The organism is Neorhizobium petrolearium (assembly GCF_017873175.1).
GTDB lineage: Bacteria > Pseudomonadota > Alphaproteobacteria > Rhizobiales > Rhizobiaceae > Neorhizobium > Neorhizobium petrolearium.
Genome location: NZ_JAGGJW010000001.1, coordinates 500,644 through 517,244, shown reverse-complemented (window position 1 = coordinate 517,244; position 16,601 = coordinate 500,644). Strand labels below are relative to the sequence as shown.

Here is a 16,601-nt window from a genome sequence, read left to right as displayed (position 1 = left end):
GCTGCCAGGACAAAGTTAAGAACATTCCGACGAGTGAATGCATGCCCGCTGTTTGAAATCTCCATCTCTCTCCTCCCTCCGATCAGAGAGCCGAAATTTAACAACAGCCGAACAAGGAATCAATCAGAATAAGAATCTCATTCTGTTTTAAGCTGATGGACAACGAGAATACGATACGCAATTCATAGAGGAGAGGCGGTGCATATTGAGAACGACAGCGAATTGGCATGACGATCTGGCGCGAGTTGGCGTTCTTCCGGCCCAGCAGTCGCGCAGCCGTGAATTGCGCGATCGCCTGATCGAGGAAGGGCTGCGCATCGCGCGAAAGATTTCCTTCGACGAGGTCGGCGTTGCCGATATCTGCAACGCCGCCGAATGCTCGACCGGTGCCTTTTACGCACGCTTCCCCGACAAGCTGACGCTCTTCAAGGCGGTCATGGTCGCGGCTGCGGCGGAATCTGGGCCAATGCTCGAGGCCATTGTGCGGGAGACGACCTTCAACCGTATTCTCGCTGAACTGACACAAGCGCAAGTCGCCCGCTACATCGAGCAGAAAACCTTCTTCCGTTCCGCGTTCAAGGTCAGCCTGGAATCAGGAGAGGCCTGGGAACCCTTCCGCCGGAACGTGCATGCGCTGACCGATGCCTTTCTCGATCGGGTTGCCCGCGAACCGTCTATCGATCATGCCCGCGTCGATGAGGCCCGCATCCGCTTCGCCTTCCAAGTGATGTACGGCGTTCTCAACAACACCATCATCAACCAGCCCGGCCCCTTCTTCCTGGAAACACCGGAGTTTCCGGACATGCTCGAACAGACGATGCTGGCGACAATGGATTTGCTGCGCAGGCCGACTGCGAGCTGACTTGCGGACCTCTTCACCAAACGACGTCAGAATGCGATTTTCGCGTCCAGTTCCCCGAGCGGCCTGACACCGGAAAGCAGTGCCTGCGCTTCCTCCTCGTCGCGTTTGATCTGCACCACCAACGCGTCGAGGCTATCGAATTTCAGCTCGTCGCGCAGGTGCCCGAAGAAGGAGACGGAACAGATTTCACCATAGAGGCTGTCGGAGAAATCGAAGAGATAGGTTTCAAGCAACGGTGCGCCGTTCTCCGTCACGGTCGGACGGCGCCCGTAGCTTGCAACGCCATCGTGGAGTGTGCCGTCGGGGCGGCGGAACCGTACGGCATAGATGCCTGCCTTCAGCTCTGCTTCCGGGGACAACTGCATGTTGGCGGTCGGGAAGCCGAGCTGCCGGCCGAGCTTTTTGCCGCCGATCACCTCCGCCTCGACCGTGTAGCGATAGCCGAGAAGACCTGCCGCACCGGTGACGTCGCCTTCCCCCAGCAGAGCCCGGATGCGGCTCGACGAGATCACCTCGGCATTTTCATCCCGGAAGGCATCGACCAGCGACACCGCGAACCCGTGCCGCTCTCCCGAGGCCATCAGGAAGGCCGGGCCGCCCTCCCTGCCCTTGCCGAAATGGAAATCGAAGCCGGTGACGACTGCGCCGGCATGCAGCCAGTCGACCAGGATCGTCCGGATGAATTCTTCCGCCGAGCGCGTCGCGAATTCCCTGGTAAAGGGATATTCGATCACCGACTGAAAGCCCATGGCCTCCAGCAATCGCGCCTTCAGCGGCGCGGGCGTTAGCCGGAAGACGGGTTCCTCGGGCCGGAACACGGTGCGTGGATGCGGCTCGAAGGTCAGCACCAGCGCGGGTGCGCCGCGCTCTTCGGCAAGCGACAACGCGCGCTCGAGAACGCTGCGATGGCCGCGATGCACGCCGTCGAAATTGCCGATGGCGATGACGCCGCCCTTCAACGCCTCGGGCAGCGGTTCTTTCTTTTCGTTGCGGTGGAATACGGTCATCGAAGCGATTTCCGGTTCAGGCAAGCCTCTGCATCCAGTATTTCGGCGCGGCGTTTTCCGATTTCAGCCAGGCATTGAGGATCGCCTCGTCGGTCCGGCCGTTGACGGTGTATTCCGCCACATGGATACCCCCGCTGATATAGAGCAGGTCGAGCCCGTATGCGAGCGCGCCGCGCACGTCGGTGGGCATGCCGTCGCCGACCGCCAGCACGCGGTCCATCGGGAAATCGCCGCGCACTTCGCGAGCGGCGGCAAGCGTCGCCTCGTAGATCGGCCGGTGCGGTTTGCCAGCAATGCGCGTCTTGCCGCCGAGCTGTTCGTAATAGGCGGCAACCGCACCGGCGCAGGGGATGATGCGGTGGCCGCGCTCGACCACGAGGTCGGGGTTGGCGCAGATGAACGGCACGTCGCGCTTGACGAAGGCGGTCAGGAGGTCGGTGTAGTCCTCCGGCACTTCCTTCTCGTCGTCGAAGAAACCGGTGCAGACGATGCAATCCGCGTCCTCTGCCGAAACGGCCTCGACGTCGAGCCCGTCGAACAGCGGCATGTCGCGTTCGGGGCCGAGCAGAAAGACCTTTTTCGGCCCTTCGGCAATCAGATGGCGCGTCACGTCGCCGGAGGTGACGATACGGTCATAGGTCCCATCCGGCACGCCGAGCAAGCGCATCTGCTGGATGACGCCCGGCGCCGGACGCGGCGAATTGGTGATCAACACCACTGTCGCGCCGGTCTCCCGCGCCTCGGCAAGCGCCTTGCAGGAGTGCTGGAAGGCATCGACGCCATTGTGCACGACGCCCCAGACGTCGGAAAGAACGACGTCGTAGCCGCCGATCACTTCGCTCAAACTGTCGATACGCTTCGCCATATGTCCGTCCTGTGCCTCAAGGTCACCGGTGACATGGCAAACCGTCGAAAAGATTACAAGCAAAAAGCTCCCGTTGCGCCGCGACGACACGCTGGTGTCATTTTTGCGCCGCACCATGGCCCAGCTTATCCATTAAGCTTGTTTTCAACCGGCAGGCGGGACCGCCTTTAAAATTTCAGCTTCATCCTTGACTCAATCGCCGGTCCCACTTATCTCGACCCTCGTTAGCACTCCCGCAAGGTGAGTGCCAACAGCCAAGCGATACGGATCTTGCGATCCGTCAATGTCATTTGATCGAGGGATTAGACAATGGCAAGCACCAATTTCCGCCCCCTGCACGATCGCGTCGTCGTTCGCCGCGTCGAGTCTGAAGAAAAGACCAGAGGCGGCATCATCATTCCGGACACCGCCAAGGAAAAGCCCGCTGAAGGCGAAATCGTCGCCGTCGGCCCCGGCGCCCGCGACGATTCCGGCAAGATCGCCGCGCTCGACGTCAAGGTCGGCGACCGCGTTCTCTTCGGCAAGTGGTCCGGCACGGAAGTCAAGATCAACGGCGAAGACCTTCTGATCATGAAGGAAACCGACATCATGGGCATCATCGGCTGATTTCAGCCGGTCGTGCTTTCCGAAATTCTCTGACACCCGTTTCAGGAGTTCTCAAAAATGGCAGCTAAAGAAGTCAAGTTCGGCCGTAGCGCTCGCGAAAAGATGCTGCGCGGCGTTGATATTCTCGCCGATGCAGTCAAGGTCACGCTCGGCCCGAAAGGCCGCAACGTCGTGATCGACAAGTCCTTCGGCGCTCCGCGCATCACGAAGGACGGCGTTTCCGTCGCCAAGGAAATCGAACTGGAAGACAAGTTCGAAAACATGGGCGCCCAGATGGTCCGCGAAGTCGCTTCGAAGACCAACGACATCGCCGGTGACGGCACCACCACCGCGACCGTTCTTGCCCAGGCGATCGTCAAGGAAGGCGCCAAGGCCGTTGCAGCCGGCATGAACCCGATGGACCTGAAGCGCGGCATCGACCTCGCCGTCAAGGCCGTCGTCGCCGATCTCCAGGCCAAGGCCAAGAAGATCAACACTTCGGAAGAAGTCGCCCAGGTCGGCACGATCTCCGCCAACGGCGAGCGCCAGATCGGCCTCGACATTGCCGAAGCCATGCAGAAGGTCGGCAACGAAGGCGTCATCACGGTTGAAGAAGCCAAGACCGCCGAAACCGAACTCGAAGTCGTCGAAGGCATGCAGTTCGACCGCGGCTATCTCTCGCCCTACTTCGTCACCAACCCGGAAAAGATGGTTGCTGACCTGGAAGATGCCTTCATCCTCCTGCACGAGAAGAAGCTCTCCAACCTCCAGGCGATGCTCCCGGTTCTCGAAGCCGTCGTCCAGACCGGCAAGCCGCTCCTCATCATCGCTGAGGACGTTGAAGGCGAAGCGCTCGCAACACTCGTCGTCAACAAGCTGCGTGGCGGTCTCAAGATCGCTGCCGTCAAGGCTCCGGGCTTCGGCGACCGCCGCAAGGCCATGCTGGAAGACATCGCCATCCTGACCGGCGGTACCGTCATTTCCGAAGACCTCGGCATCAAGCTCGAGAACGTCACCATCGACATGCTCGGCCGCGCCAAGAAGGTTTCGATCTCCAAGGAAAACACCACGATCGTCGACGGTGCCGGCCAGAAGGCCGACATCGAAGGCCGCGTCGGCCAGATCAAGGCCCAGATCGAAGAAACCACCTCCGACTACGACCGCGAGAAACTGCAGGAACGTCTTGCCAAGCTCGCTGGCGGCGTTGCCGTCATCCGCGTCGGCGGCTCGACGGAAGTCGAAGTGAAGGAAAAGAAGGACCGCATCGACGACGCGCTCAACGCAACCCGTGCGGCCGTTCAGGAAGGCATCGTACCGGGCGGCGGCGTCGCTCTGCTGCGCGCTTCCGCTCAGCTGACGGTCAAGGGCGAAAATGCCGACCAGGAAGCCGGCGTCAACATCGTTCGCCGCGCCCTGCAGGCTCCGGCCCGCCAGATCGCCGAGAACGCCGGTGACGAAGCTTCGATCGTTGTCGGCAAGATCCTCGAAAAGAACGGCGACAACTACGGCTACAACGCCCAGACCGGCGAATATGGCGACATGATCGCCATGGGTATCGTCGACCCGGTCAAGGTCGTTCGCACCGCCCTGCAGGACGCAGCCTCGGTTGCCGGTCTGCTCGTCACCACCGAAGCCATGATCGCCGAGCTGCCGAAGAAGGACGCTCCGGCAATGCCGGGCGGCGGCATGGGCGGAATGGGCGGCATGGACATGATGTGAGACTGACGTCTCGCATCTGAGCCATCCGGTTCAATTGAGGGGGGCGGTCTTCGGGCCGCCCTTTTTCATGTCAACGAGGCCGCCGTCATCCCAGACGGCTCTGCGCGTCGAGCGCCCCGGGCTGTCGACTTCCGCTTCCCCGAAGCATCAATTGACGGGAACCCTCCAAGAGGATAATTGGACTTCATGACCAACAGCGCCTCGATCGTCAGCATCTGCATGATGATGCCGCTTTCCAAATCGGAAGCGGCAGGTCTTGGCGTGTAATCCACGCGGATAAGCAAACATCCAAGTCGCTTCCACCCGGGGCGGCTTTTTTGTCTTCAGGGACCGCCTCGTTCTCAAACCCGAGAGGTCTCCCGATGCCCGCGAATGCTCATTCCATCAACCCATCTCATCGCTACGTCACGACGGCAATTCCCTATGTGAACGCTCGGCCCCATATCGGCTTCGCGCTGGAGGTCGTTCAGGCCGACGTCATCGCCCGATCCCACCGCTCCACGGGCGCCGATACGCGCTTCCTGGCCGGCACCGACGAGAACAGCATCAAGAATGTTCAGGCGGCCGAAGCCGCCAGGCTGCCCGTCGAAACGCTCGTCGAGCGCAATTCCAATCACTTTCGCGCTCTTCAGCAAGGTTTGAACCTTTCCTATGACGACTTTATCCGGACGAGCAGCGATCCACGCCATGCACCCGGCGCCCGCAAGCTCTGGGCGGCGTGTTTCAGGAGCGGCGACATCTACAAGCGTGCCTATCGCGGCCTTTACTGCAATGGCTGCGAACAATTCTACAAGCCCGAAGAACTCGCGGACGGCAAATGCCCGGAACACGGCACTATCCCGGACCTCGTGGAAGAAGAAAACTGGTTCTTCCGCCTCTCGCGCTACGAGGAGACGCTGCGCAGATTGTATGAACGTCGCGAGATCGAAGTGGTGCCGGAATCACGGCGCAATGAGGTCCTGGCCTGGATCAGGGGAGGCCTTGAAGATTTCAGCATTTCGCGCAGCGCAATCCGTGCGCGCGGATGGGGCGTTCCCGTGCCGGACGATCCAGGCCAGGTGATTTATGTCTGGTTCGATGCGCTTGCTAACTACATCACGGCCCTCGGCTATGGCACGGACGAAGCCTTGTTCCGGCGCTTCTGGCTTGAGAGCGCTTCCCGAGAACACGTGATCGGCAAGGGGATCACCCGGTTCCATGCCATCTATTGGCCGGCCATTCTTCTTTCGGCGGGCATCATCCCGCCCACGCGCATCTTCGTCCACGGTTATGTGACAGTGGACGGCCGGAAGATCGGCAAATCAGCCGGCAACGCGATCGATCCCGTTCCATTGGCCGATGAACTCGGGACAGACGCCTTGCGTTATTATCTGTTGCGGCATATCCGCCCTACGGGCGATGGTGATTTTTCCTATGAGCGCTTCCGGCAGGCGCATGACTCCGAACTTGCGGATCAGCTCGGCAATCTCGTGCACCGCGCTCTCAGCATGATCGACCGCTATTGCGGCGGCATCATACCGGCTCCCGAAGGCATCGACATCAAAGAGGACGACCTGCTTCATCAGGCGGCCGACCTCAGGAAAAACGTCGCCGGCTCCATTGAGGCCTGCGCATTCGACGAGTCCCTGGATGCCGTGTGGTCGTTTGTCGCGTCGACAAATCGCTATGTCGCGGAACAGCAACCCTGGGCTCTGGCCAAAGCCGGAGGTTCCGAACCGGCGATCAGGTTGCGCAACTGCCTGTTTATTTTGGCGGCGTCACTGCAGGCGATCGCCGATTGCCTCAGCCCCCTGCTGCCGGAGACGAGCGAAAAACTGCGATATAAACTGGGTGGGCCATTGCGGGGCGCCGCGGCCCTGGAATTGGCCGGGCTCAAGGTTGACAGAGGTGGCGCACTGTTTCCCAAGGGAAGCATCTCACGCAATCCCGGCTAGAGCAAAGATGCAAGGCCGCTGACAACTGCCCGCGCCGCAATTACAGTCGCGCTCATGAGTTTCTTTGAAAGCCTTCTCCTTCTGGTGCTGGTCGCGATCGTGCTGCTGCAGGTTTCGCGCCGCCTCTCCGTGCCCTATCCTTCCATGCTCGCCCTGGCGGGTGCGGCCGTCGCGCTGGTTCCCGGCACGCCATACATTTCCCTCGACCCGGCCACAGCACTCGCCCTGTTCATCGCGCCGGCGCTGTTCGATGCCGCTTTCGATTTTCCGGTGGGCGTCGCGCGCCGCTTCTGGCTGCCGCTCGTCGTCTTCGCCGTGGGTGGCGTCGTTGTGACGGCGGCGGCAGTCGCATTCTTTGGCTGGGCTTTCGCCGGCCTGCCGCTCGCCGCAGCGTTGGTGCTGGGCGCGATCGTCGCGCCGCCCGATGCGGCGGCGGCGACCGCGGTACTTTCTGCCATGTCGATCCCCCGCAGCACGGATACGGTCCTGCGCGGCGAAAGCCTCTTCAACGATGCCGCAGCACTCCTGATCTTCGACGCTGCGCTCGCCATCCAGTCGGCGGGCGGCCTCGACATGCCCATCGCCTTGCACCTCACAATTGCCGTTCCCGGCGGCATCCTGCTTGGAATCATAGCTGCAACGCTGGTCCGGCACCTGGCGCGCTTCGTCTCCGGCACGCTTGGCGGAAACCTCCTGCAGTTCGTGCAGACCTTCCTCCTGTGGGTCATCGCCGAACGTCTCGGTCTTTCGGCCGTGCTCGCCATCGTCGCCTTTGCGATGACGCTGGCGTACAGCAACAGGACGCCGACCTCGGTACGGATGCGGGTGCAGTCCTATGCGGTCTGGAGCGCCGTTGTCTTCGTGCTGAACGTGATGGCCTTTCTTCTGATGGGCATGCAGGTTCGCGATATCGTCGGAGGAATGCCAGCAGACCGTCTCGGAGAGGCGATCCGTTTTGCCCTGATCACCGTCGTCATCGTCGTCCTGGTGCGTTTCGTGGTCTATGTCGGCTTCAACCGCTTGCAGGCCTGGCGTGCGCGCCGCCGCGGCATAGCGGAACCAGCCTCCGCCAAACAGGCGCTGCTTGCCAGCTGGTGCGGTATGCGCGGACTTGTGACACTAGCGACGGCCTTCGCCTTGCCGGCCTCATTCCCCGAACGCGATATTGTCGTCCTGACGGCCTTCGCCGTCGTGCTTGCCACGCTGGTCGTCCAGGGGCTGACGCTCGCGCCGATCATCAGATGGCTCGGTCTCGACCGCCGCCAGAAAGGGCCTGGCGAACTCGCCGCCCGTCGCAGCGAGATAGCGTTGGCGGGGCTCTCGAGACTCGAAGGAGCCGTGGAGGACGAAGCGGAACTGCTGCGCGCAAAATTCCGCCTGGAGCAGGAGGCCGTGTCCCATACCGCAGGCGCGACATCGCTCGAAACCTATCGCCGGCTGGCGCTCGATGCCATCGTCGCCCAGCGGGAGGCGCTCGAAGGACTTCGCGCAGCCGGCCAGCTCAATGTCGACGAATACAATCTTCTCCTGGAAGAAATCGACTGGCGCGAACTTTCCGTCCTGCCGGAGAACGCGCGGCGGATCGAGGAGATATGAGTTTTTAGGCGCGAAACCTCACCCCACCCCGAGAGAACACCGAAGGCCACGCGAATGCGGAGCCACTTTTCCAATGAGGTTCCGCATTCGTGTGGGCTCTCCGGTTTTGGACATGGTGGAAAAAGAAAATGCCGAACTGCGTCTTTCTTGTTCATCATTTGAGAACAATGCGTCTCTTATCGTTCATCTTTCCGATCGCCCCAAAAACAGGCAAATAAGCGGACAGAAATTAACTGCCTGTCTCACCACAGACATTGACCCGGAGATTTAAAATGTCCTCTACCGCAACCAATTTCCTGCTTCTGGCGGGCCGTGTGCTTTTGTCCGGCATGTTCATCCTGTCGGGCTTTCCGAAGCTCCTCGACCCGTCGGCCACCGCCGGCATGATCGCTGGCGCCGGCATTCCGGCTGCGACCTTGCTTGCCTATGTCGCAGGCCTCTTTGAGGTCGTGGCTGGGCTTGCCGTACTGGTGGGCTTCCAGACCCGCATTGCCGCGCTCTTGCTTGCTGGCTTCTCGGCCTTCACCGCCCTCGTATTCCATTCAGGCGCAATCAATATCCCGGACTTCCCGGAAGCTGCAAATGGCCTGCTCACCCTCTTCAACAGCCTGATGATGATGAAGAACCTGACGATCGCCGGGGGCTTCCTCACCCTTGTCGCCGCCGGCGCCGGCGCCTACTCGATCGACGCCCGCCGCGGTTCGGTCGCAATTACCGCTTAACTTGCCAGCATTCCCTGCCCTGGACTGATCCGCTGGACCTCGCGTCCGGCGGATTTTTTGTCTCTAATCCTTTTCGCGGGCCGGCAATTCGCCGATATGCGAAAGCCAGGCCGGCGAGGAGCGGCACCAGACCTGCCGCTGCGGTTTCAGCTCCATCCGCTGGTCGATGCTGCCCCAGCGGATGCCCCAGATCTTCGAGGCCTCTCCCTCGCCGTTGACGAAGAGCTGCGACCCGCATTCCGGGCAGAAATACTGGAGCCGGCCGCGCCCGCTTTCGGCCGTCTTTCGGTACTGCTTCGGCGGCTTGCCGGTGAGCTTCAAATCGCTTTCCGGAACGACCGCCGTCACTCGAAAAGGCGAGCCGGTAAGTTTCTGGCAATCGGTACAGTGGCAGATGGCGACCCGCTGCGGATCGAGCTCGGCCTCATAGGTCACATAGCCGCAATGGCATCCACCGGTAATGTGCATTAGGTCATCTCCTCCCCGTTGAAACTCAAAGCACGCCGCGGACCGCCTCCACGATCTGCGCCACCCGCGGGTCGTCCTCGTGATCCGGCTTGCGGGCTCTCACCAGGCAGGCCTCGGATTTCAGGATCACCCCGTCCGACAGGATCTTCAGATGGTTCGCCCGAAGCGTCGAGCCCGTCGAGGTGATATCGACGATGATATCCGCCTGGCCGGCCGCCGGCGCGCCTTCCGTGGCGCCGAGACTTTCCACGATGCGGTAGAGCTGGATGCCATGCTGGCTTGAAAAGAACTGCTGGGTGAGCCGCCAGTATTTCGTGGCGATCTGCAACCGGCGGCCATGGCGAGCGCGGAAATCCGCGGCCACGTCGCCGAGATCGGCCATGGTCTCCACGTCGAGCCAGATTTCCGGCACGGCGACCACGACATCCGCCTGGCCGAAACCCAGGCGGGCGCAGAACTCCACGCGTTGATCGGCGCCTGCCATCCCCTCGCGGACCAAGTCCTCGCCGGTGACGCCGAAATCCACCGCGCCGCTTGCGAGTTCCCGCGCAATCTCGGAGGCCGACAGGTAGGCGATCTCGACGCCGTCCATTCCTTCAATGCGGCCGCGATAGGAGCGGTCGTTGCCAACGGCGGAAATCGCAAGTCCGGCGCGATCGAAAATCGCGGCGGTGTCTTCCTTGATGCGGCCCTTGGACGGCAGGGCAATCGTAATGACGCTCATTGTTTCGCCCTCACAGCTTCGATCCGGTCGAGCCAGAGCGAGAAGCCGACGGCCGGGATATGATCCTTCGCCCCGAGCAGGGTCAGCAGCCGGTCGAAGCGGCCGCCGCCGGCCAGAACGGCGGGCGAGCCCGCTTCGGTCACCTCGAAGACGAGGCCGGTATAATAGTCGAGCGGACGGCCGAAGGCGGCGCGATAGGTCATGGCCGAAAGATCGGCGCCGGCATTGGCGAGCGCCGCCAGACGCGCGTCGAAAAGTGCTGCCGCCGGCCCGAGCTTCAGGCCTGCGGCATCGGCGAAGCCGGCAAGCGCCGCCGGCGCGTCGGCGAGCGGAAGCTGAAGCGTCAGGAATTCGCGCAGCAGCAGCAGCGCCGTGCCGTCGAGCCGGGTCTCGGCCAGTTCCAGCTTTTCCTTGAGTCGCCTCGCGATCTCGGCCGGCGAGCGGCTGGCATTGGTGGAATAGCCGGTTTCCTGCATGGTGCGGTCGATGCGCGACACCAGTTCCGCCTCGTTGCCGGAGGCAAGGAGCCCGGCGATCTCAGGATAGAGACCGGTGACCGGCTGCGGCCGGGCAAGCCGTTCCAGCAGCGCTTCGAGATGCGCCATGTCGCCGAAGGCATGGATCAGCCGTCGCTGCCAGCCGAACGGCAGGCCGAGCGCGCTCACCACCGCCTCGAATACCGCCTGGTCGCCCAGCGTCACCCCGAGTTTACGGCCGGGCAGCAGCGCCTTCAAGATGCCGATCGCGTCCCCGATGACGCGGGCATCGGCGCTGGCGATGTCCTTGTCGCCGAGGTCTTCAATGCCGGCCTGGTAGAATTCATAGGCGCCTTCACGGCGCTGACGGAACACCTCGCCGAGATAGGAATAACGCTTCGGCGTGCCGGTGGCCGTCTCGATATGGCGAAGGCAGACCGGAATGGTGAATTCCGGACGTAGGCAGAGGTTCGCGCCGGTCTCGCTCTCGGTCAAAAAGATGCGGCGGCGCAGGTCCTCGCCGGCCATGTCGAGAAAAGGTTCTGCCGGCTGGATGACCGGCGTGTTCACCCGCTCGGTGCGGCGAGCGGCGAATTCGGCGAGGAGATCGCCGGAAAACTCCGGCATGTCGATCAGGGGCATGGCTACAGCGCCCTTCTGCGATCCTCGGCCTGGGCGGCAAGGATTTCCTTCACCTTGGTGACGAGATCGGCCTCGGCAACCGTTTCCTGGGCCACGCGGGCCTCGCGCCAGGTCGCATTGTCCTCGATCTCGCCGGAAAGGCGCTTGCCCTCGATCAGGTCCTTGATCTGCACCACACCCTCGGCGCGCTCATCGCCACCCTGGATGAGGGCGATCGGGCAGCCGCGGCGGTCGGCATATTTCAGCTGGTTGCCGAACTTCTTCCAGTTGCCCTGGTACATTTCGGCACGGATGCCGGCATTGCGCAGGTCCTGCGTGAAGCGCTGGTAGCGGCCCATGCTTTCCACATCGCCGTCCATGACGGTGACCAGAACCGGCGCGACCGCCTCGTCCTGGCCGAGCTTGCCGAGGTTCTTCAGCGCCGTCATCAGACGGGAGACGCCGATCGAAAAACCGGTCGCCGGGACCGGCTGGCCCATGAAGCGCGAGACAAGCCCATCATAACGCCCGCCGCCGCCGACCGAGCCGAACACGACCTTCTCGCCCTTCTCGTTGGTCACGTCGAAGGTGAGCTCGGCTTCGAAGACCGGGCCGGTGTAATATTCGAGGCCGCGGACGACGGAGGGGTCGATGCGAACTCGTTTTGAGCCATAGCGAGCAGCACCTGCGAGCGTGGCTATAGTGTTGAGTTCTTCGATCCCTTCAAGCGCTGTGACGTTGTTTCCGGCGATGCTGCGAAGTCCTTCCACAGTATCCCAATTGTCTGTGAAATACTTCTTTCCACCGATTTCGTAAACTTGCATGTCCGAGAGATCGCGACCCGCTGCCGCCTCAACTGGAGTGCCGTGTATGGTACCTGCAGCTGTGAGTGAAACGAAGCGGGAGAGCCTGTCTATCTGCTCCGCGTCGAGCCCCGCGCCCTTGGTGAAGTCACCGGATTCATCCTTACGCCCCTCGCCCAAGAGCAGGCGCACTCCTTCGATCCCAAACTTGTCGAGCTTATCGATGGCGCGCAGCACGGCGAGGCGCTGGCCGGCTTTGTCGTCGCCGCCGAGGCCGATCGCCTCCAGAACGCCATCCAGAACCTTGCGGTTGTTGACGCGGATCACATAGTCGCCGCGCTTGATGCCCAGCGCTTCCATGGTGTCGGCCATCATCATGCACATTTCGGCATCGGCCTGGACGCCCGCCGCGCCGACCGTATCGGCATCGAACTGCATGAACTGGCGGAAGCGGCCAGGACCCGGCTTCTCGTTGCGGAAGACGTAGCCGGCACGATAGGTGCGGTAGGGAAGCTGGATCTCGTTGAAATTCTCCGCGACGTGGCGGGCGAGCGGCGCCGTCAGGTCATAACGCAGGCTCATCCACTGGTCGTCGTCGTCCTGCAGCGAAAACACGCCTTCGTTCGGGCGGTCGGCATCCGGCAGGAATTTTCCAAGCGCATCGGTATATTCGAACATCGGCGTCTCGACCGGGTCGAAACCGTAGCGCTCGTAGACCTCGCGAATCTTCTCGATCATCTCGTTGGTGGCATGGATATCGGCACTGGTGCGATCGACGAAGCCGCGCGGCAGGCGGGCTTTGAGTTTCTGCGGTTTTTGTCTCTTGTCGCTCATGATCGAAATTCCATTGCCGTCGGCCGGAAAGGCCGGATTTGTGAGCGGTTTCTTAGAGGATAGAGGCACCAGCGGCAAGGGCGGCGGCTGGTGAAGAATCATCCGGACTGATATCGAATGCGCCATGCTCCTCGAAGCCCTGCAATATGCCGCGACCTATGCGGTCACGCCGAAAGCGTTTCGTCCCTTCATCCGCTCCTCCGTCAGTCTCTGGTCGCGGGCCGGACGATGCGCGAAAGCCTGGGCGCCGCATGAGGAGAACTGCAAGGCCTTCATTCGGGAAACGATAGACAGCATGAAGCAGAAGCGGACCGCAGTCGTACTCGGCTCGGGCCTGCTGCGCGACGTGCCGATCAAAGAATTGTCGAGACAATTCGACACGGTCGTGCTGGTCGACCTCGTGCATCCGGCGAGCGTCAGAGCATGGCTGATTGCCGAGCGCTTCAAGAACATCCGGCTGATTTCCCGGGATCTCTCGGGGTTCGAGGATGCAGTTGCAGGCAAGCCGGTCGAGCCGCTCGCCTTCCTCAGGCAAGTGCCGTATCTCGACCTTGTCGTCTCGGCAAACATCCTGTCACAGATCGGGGTCGGGGCGAAACGGCGGCTGGAGAGGGAAAACCGGCCGGGCAAAGATGAAATCGTGAGAGCATTGATCCGTGCCCATCTCGATGGCCTGACCGCCCTGCCCTGCAGGACAGCGCTCCTGACCGACACCAGCTATCGCGTCACCGATCGCAAAGAAATCGTGCGCGAAGAGGCCGACCTGCTCTGCGGCGTGCCGGCGCCGACTGCGAAACGGAAATGGACCTGGCCGGTCGCGCCTTACGGCGAACTCAGCCGCGATTGCCAGGCGATCCATGAGGTCATCGCCCGGTCGTCATCATAGCGTGATCTTCACATGGTTGATTTCCATGCCGGCAATCTTAGATCTAAACCCATGTCGCGTATCGCCGCCGTTTTCATGTTCTTCGCCTGGCTCCTCTATGGGGCCATGCCCGCCATGGCGACGTCTTCGGTGCTCGTATCGGGAAAGCAGCCTGCTACGATCGCGCATGACCATTCGCAACATCGCGGCCATGGCCAGCACAAGCACGACAGGACGGTGGAAGCGGCCCAGACCGCGCATATGCACGGCGATACCACGCAACCCTGCCTGCATGGGGCAAAGGCCTGCGCGGCACCCTTCTGCGCCGTATGCGTGACGCTCCTGCCGAATGCTGCAACCGGCGATGCTGGCCGTATCATCCATGCCTATCCCGCGCCGGCCGTCGAACAGACACTCGTCTCGCCTGTTCCCGCGCCGCTGACACCCCCTCCCCGCGCCTGATCGAATATCGGATCACTTCATCTTCAATTTCCATCGGACACGGGAAAGGAAATACCATGTCTCAGAAAGCCATATTCATCGCCGCCGCTCTTGCGGTTCTGGTCTCAAGTCCGCTCGCAGCCCAGCAGATGATGGACCACTCCAACATGAAGAACATGCCGATGGCGGGTTCCGGCACAGCTGCCGAAACGCCTGCCACCAAGGGCTACGCGGCCGCCAACGAGAAGATGCACCAGGATATGGCGGTCGAATATTCCGGCGATGCGGATGTCGATTTCGTACGTAGCATGATCCCGCACCACCAGGGCGCGATCGACATGGCCAAGGTCGAGCTCGAACACGGCAAGGATCCGGAAATCCGCAAGCTCGCCGAAGCGGTCATCAAGGCGCAGGAGGCGGAAATCGCCGAAATGCAGGCCTGGCTGAAAGCACACGGCAAGTAACAACGTCTAACAACACCGCGCCGGGCGCGCCGAACCGCTTGCCCGGCGTCTTCTTTTTCGCCATATCAACGCATGGAGGCAATGGACCCATGCGCCCGATTACCGCGATCGGCTTCGATGCCGACGATACGCTCTGGCAGAACGAACAATATTACCGGCTGACGGAAGAGCATTTCCAGAAGCTGCTCGGCGATTTCGCCGAGGGGCCGCATATTTCCGAGCGCCTGCTCGAGGCGGAAAAACGCAACCTCGCCCAATACGGATTCGGCATCAAGGGTTTCACCTTGTCGATGATCGAGACGGCGATCGAGATCACCGACGGCAAGGTGCCCACCCGGACGATCGGCGAAATCCTCGATATCGGCCGCGGCCTCCTCAGCCATCCCGTCGAGACCCTGCCGCATGTGGAAGAGACGCTTGAGGCGCTGAACGGCGAATACCTTCTGGTGCTGATCACCAAGGGCGACCTTTTCGACCAGGAGCGCAAGCTCGCCCAATCCGGCCTCGGCGATTTCTTCGATGCGGTGGAGATCGTCAGCGACAAGAACGCCACGACCTATCGCCGCATCTTCTCCAAGGTGGCGGACGGGCCGGAACGGGCGATGATGGTCGGTAATTCGCTGAAGTCAGACATCGTGCCGGCGATCGCCGCCGGCTCCTACGGCGTCTTCGTGCCGCATGCGCTGACATGGACCCTGGAGCATGTGGACGCGCCGGTCGAAGCGCCGCGCTTCCGCCAGATCGAACATCTCGGCGAGCTTTCGGCGACACTCGCCAAAATCACGGGCGCTTGAACTTCAGCCGCAGGTCCTCGACCTCGCGCTGACAAAAACAGCCGTCGAGATGGTCGTTCACGAGGCCCATGGCCTGCATGAAGGCGTAAACGGTGGTCGGGCCGACGAAAGTCCAGCCGCGTTTCTTCAAGGCTTTCGACAATGTCACCGAGACCGGCGTGGTGGGATTGGCGCGCAGCGTTTCGAGATCCATCGCTTCGGGCCGCTCGTGGGAGCCCGGCTCGAAGCTCCAGAAGAATTTCGCGAGCGAACCGAATTCGTCACGCAATTCGATGGCGCGGGCGGCGTTATTGATCGTCGAGACGATCTTACCGCGGTGGCGGACGATGCCGGTATCGGCAAGCAGCCGTGCGACATCCTCCTCGCCGAAGCGCGCCACTTTCTCGAAGTCAAAGCCCGCAAAGGCGGCGCGGAAATTCTCGCGCTTCCTCAGGATGGTCAGCCAGGACAGGCCGGACTGGAAACCCTCGAGGCAGATTTTCTCGAACAGGCGGAAATCGTCGGTGACCGGACGACCCCATTCCTCGTCGTGGTAGCGGCGGTAGTCCTCCAGCCCGCCATGCCAGAAACAGCGGCCCCTGCCGTCGTCGCCGATGATGATTCCCGCCTTTTCCATTCCCGATTCCCTGCCGTTAACCGCTTTTGTCATCGCTTTAGCACTGGTCAACCATGTTTCCAAACCGGTCGGTAACCCTGCCAAAAGGTTTATGGGCTGCGTGCGTTTCGGTGCGCCACCCGTTTACCATTCGCTTTCACCTCGCGCCCACCATGAGCGCCAACGCGGGCGTTCTTTTTTCGAGAGATTCGCCCGGTCGGTGATT

The 16,601-nt window shown here is 61.8% G+C and carries 18 protein-coding genes; 11 read left to right on the top strand and 7 right to left on the bottom strand.

The window, feature by feature from the left end; translation table 11 throughout:
• Positions 1 to 205: 205 nt before the first annotated feature.
• Positions 206 to 862, top strand: a complete 657-nt coding sequence (locus J2046_RS02665) for a TetR/AcrR family transcriptional regulator (RefSeq protein WP_210049182.1) — start codon at positions 206 to 208, stop codon at positions 860 to 862.
• A gap of 26 nt (positions 863 to 888) precedes the next feature.
• Here the strand turns inward: J2046_RS02665 and J2046_RS02660 are convergent, their stop codons facing one another.
• Together J2046_RS02660 and J2046_RS02655 are read right to left on the bottom strand one after the other, a co-directional pair.
• Positions 889 to 1,869, bottom strand: a complete 981-nt coding sequence (locus J2046_RS02660) for a bifunctional riboflavin kinase/FAD synthetase (RefSeq protein WP_210049172.1) — start codon at positions 1,867 to 1,869, stop codon at positions 889 to 891.
• Positions 1,870 to 1,885: 16 nt separating this feature from the next.
• Positions 1,886 to 2,734, bottom strand: coding sequence for a TIGR01459 family HAD-type hydrolase (locus J2046_RS02655; protein ID WP_210049170.1), 849 nt, complete (start codon positions 2,732 to 2,734; stop codon positions 1,886 to 1,888).
• 309 nt (positions 2,735 to 3,043) lie between these two features.
• On the opposite strand from J2046_RS02655, the gene groES reads away from it, so the two are divergent.
• The 6 genes from groES (at position 3,044) to J2046_RS02625 (ending at position 9,290) form a co-directional block, all read left to right on the top strand.
• Positions 3,044 to 3,340, top strand: a complete 297-nt coding sequence (groES, locus tag J2046_RS02650) for a co-chaperone GroES (protein WP_210049167.1) — start codon at positions 3,044 to 3,046, stop codon at positions 3,338 to 3,340.
• A 57-nt stretch (positions 3,341 to 3,397) separates the two neighbouring features.
• The gene (groL, locus tag J2046_RS02645; protein WP_210049166.1) at positions 3,398 to 5,038 is read left to right on the top strand and encodes a chaperonin GroEL; all 1,641 of its coding nucleotides are present in this window, start codon (positions 3,398 to 3,400) and stop codon (positions 5,036 to 5,038) included.
• 362 nt (positions 5,039 to 5,400) lie between these two features.
• Positions 5,401 to 6,972, top strand: a complete 1,572-nt coding sequence (locus tag J2046_RS02640) for a methionine--tRNA ligase (RefSeq protein WP_210049164.1) — start codon at positions 5,401 to 5,403, stop codon at positions 6,970 to 6,972.
• Positions 6,973 to 7,026: 54 nt separating this feature from the next.
• On the top strand, positions 7,027 to 8,568 hold the full coding sequence (locus J2046_RS02635) for a cation:proton antiporter (RefSeq protein ID WP_210049162.1): 1,542 nt from the start codon (positions 7,027 to 7,029) through the stop codon (positions 8,566 to 8,568).
• Positions 8,569 to 8,641: 73 nt separating this feature from the next.
• Positions 8,642 to 8,839 (top strand): hypothetical protein, encoded by a 198-nt coding sequence (locus tag J2046_RS02630; protein WP_210049139.1) that lies wholly within the window; start codon positions 8,642 to 8,644, stop codon positions 8,837 to 8,839.
• A gap of 1 nt (position 8,840) precedes the next feature.
• Positions 8,841 to 9,290, top strand: a complete 450-nt coding sequence (locus J2046_RS02625; RefSeq protein WP_210049137.1) for a DoxX family protein — start codon at positions 8,841 to 8,843, stop codon at positions 9,288 to 9,290.
• Positions 9,291 to 9,353: 63 nt separating this feature from the next.
• Here the strand turns inward: J2046_RS02625 and J2046_RS02620 are convergent, their stop codons facing one another.
• Genes J2046_RS02620 through hisS form a run of 4 tightly spaced genes read right to left on the bottom strand, consistent with a single transcriptional unit; the run spans position 9,354 to position 13,216 of the window.
• Positions 9,354 to 9,758, bottom strand: coding sequence for a GFA family protein (locus J2046_RS02620; protein WP_210049135.1), 405 nt, complete (start codon positions 9,756 to 9,758; stop codon positions 9,354 to 9,356).
• Between the two features lie 25 nt (positions 9,759 to 9,783).
• Positions 9,784 to 10,482, bottom strand: coding sequence for an ATP phosphoribosyltransferase (gene hisG / locus J2046_RS02615; protein ID WP_210049131.1), 699 nt, complete (start codon positions 10,480 to 10,482; stop codon positions 9,784 to 9,786).
• Positions 10,479 to 11,600, bottom strand: coding sequence for an ATP phosphoribosyltransferase regulatory subunit (locus tag J2046_RS02610; protein ID WP_210049128.1), 1,122 nt, complete (start codon positions 11,598 to 11,600; stop codon positions 10,479 to 10,481). Before J2046_RS02610 ends, hisG begins: the two co-directional genes overlap by 4 nt.
• Positions 11,601 to 11,602: 2 nt before the next feature.
• A complete protein-coding gene (gene hisS, locus J2046_RS02605; protein WP_210049126.1) occupies positions 11,603 to 13,216 on the bottom strand; it encodes a histidine--tRNA ligase in 1,614 nt (537 codons plus the stop codon).
• Between the two features lie 124 nt (positions 13,217 to 13,340).
• Here hisS and J2046_RS02600 point away from each other — a divergent pair, with 124 nt between their 5' ends.
• From J2046_RS02600 to J2046_RS02585, 4 genes are all read left to right on the top strand, one after another.
• A complete protein-coding gene (locus J2046_RS02600; RefSeq protein WP_210049119.1) occupies positions 13,341 to 14,102 on the top strand; it encodes a hypothetical protein in 762 nt (253 codons plus the stop codon).
• Between the two features lie 51 nt (positions 14,103 to 14,153).
• Complete coding sequence (locus tag J2046_RS02595) at positions 14,154 to 14,543, top strand: hypothetical protein (protein WP_210049117.1); 390 nt, start codon at positions 14,154 to 14,156, stop codon at positions 14,541 to 14,543.
• Positions 14,544 to 14,599: 56 nt separating this feature from the next.
• On the top strand, positions 14,600 to 14,986 hold the full coding sequence (gene copM, locus J2046_RS02590) for a CopM family metallochaperone (protein ID WP_210049108.1): 387 nt from the start codon (positions 14,600 to 14,602) through the stop codon (positions 14,984 to 14,986).
• Positions 14,987 to 15,075: 89 nt separating this feature from the next.
• Positions 15,076 to 15,780, top strand: coding sequence for an HAD family hydrolase (locus J2046_RS02585; RefSeq protein WP_210049105.1), 705 nt, complete (start codon positions 15,076 to 15,078; stop codon positions 15,778 to 15,780).
• Here the strand turns inward: J2046_RS02585 and J2046_RS02580 are convergent.
• On the bottom strand, positions 15,767 to 16,396 hold the full coding sequence (locus J2046_RS02580; RefSeq protein WP_210049103.1) for a DNA-3-methyladenine glycosylase I: 630 nt from the start codon (positions 16,394 to 16,396) through the stop codon (positions 15,767 to 15,769). The genes J2046_RS02585 and J2046_RS02580 overlap by 14 nt on opposite strands.
• Between the last annotated feature and the right edge of the window lie 205 nt (positions 16,397 to 16,601).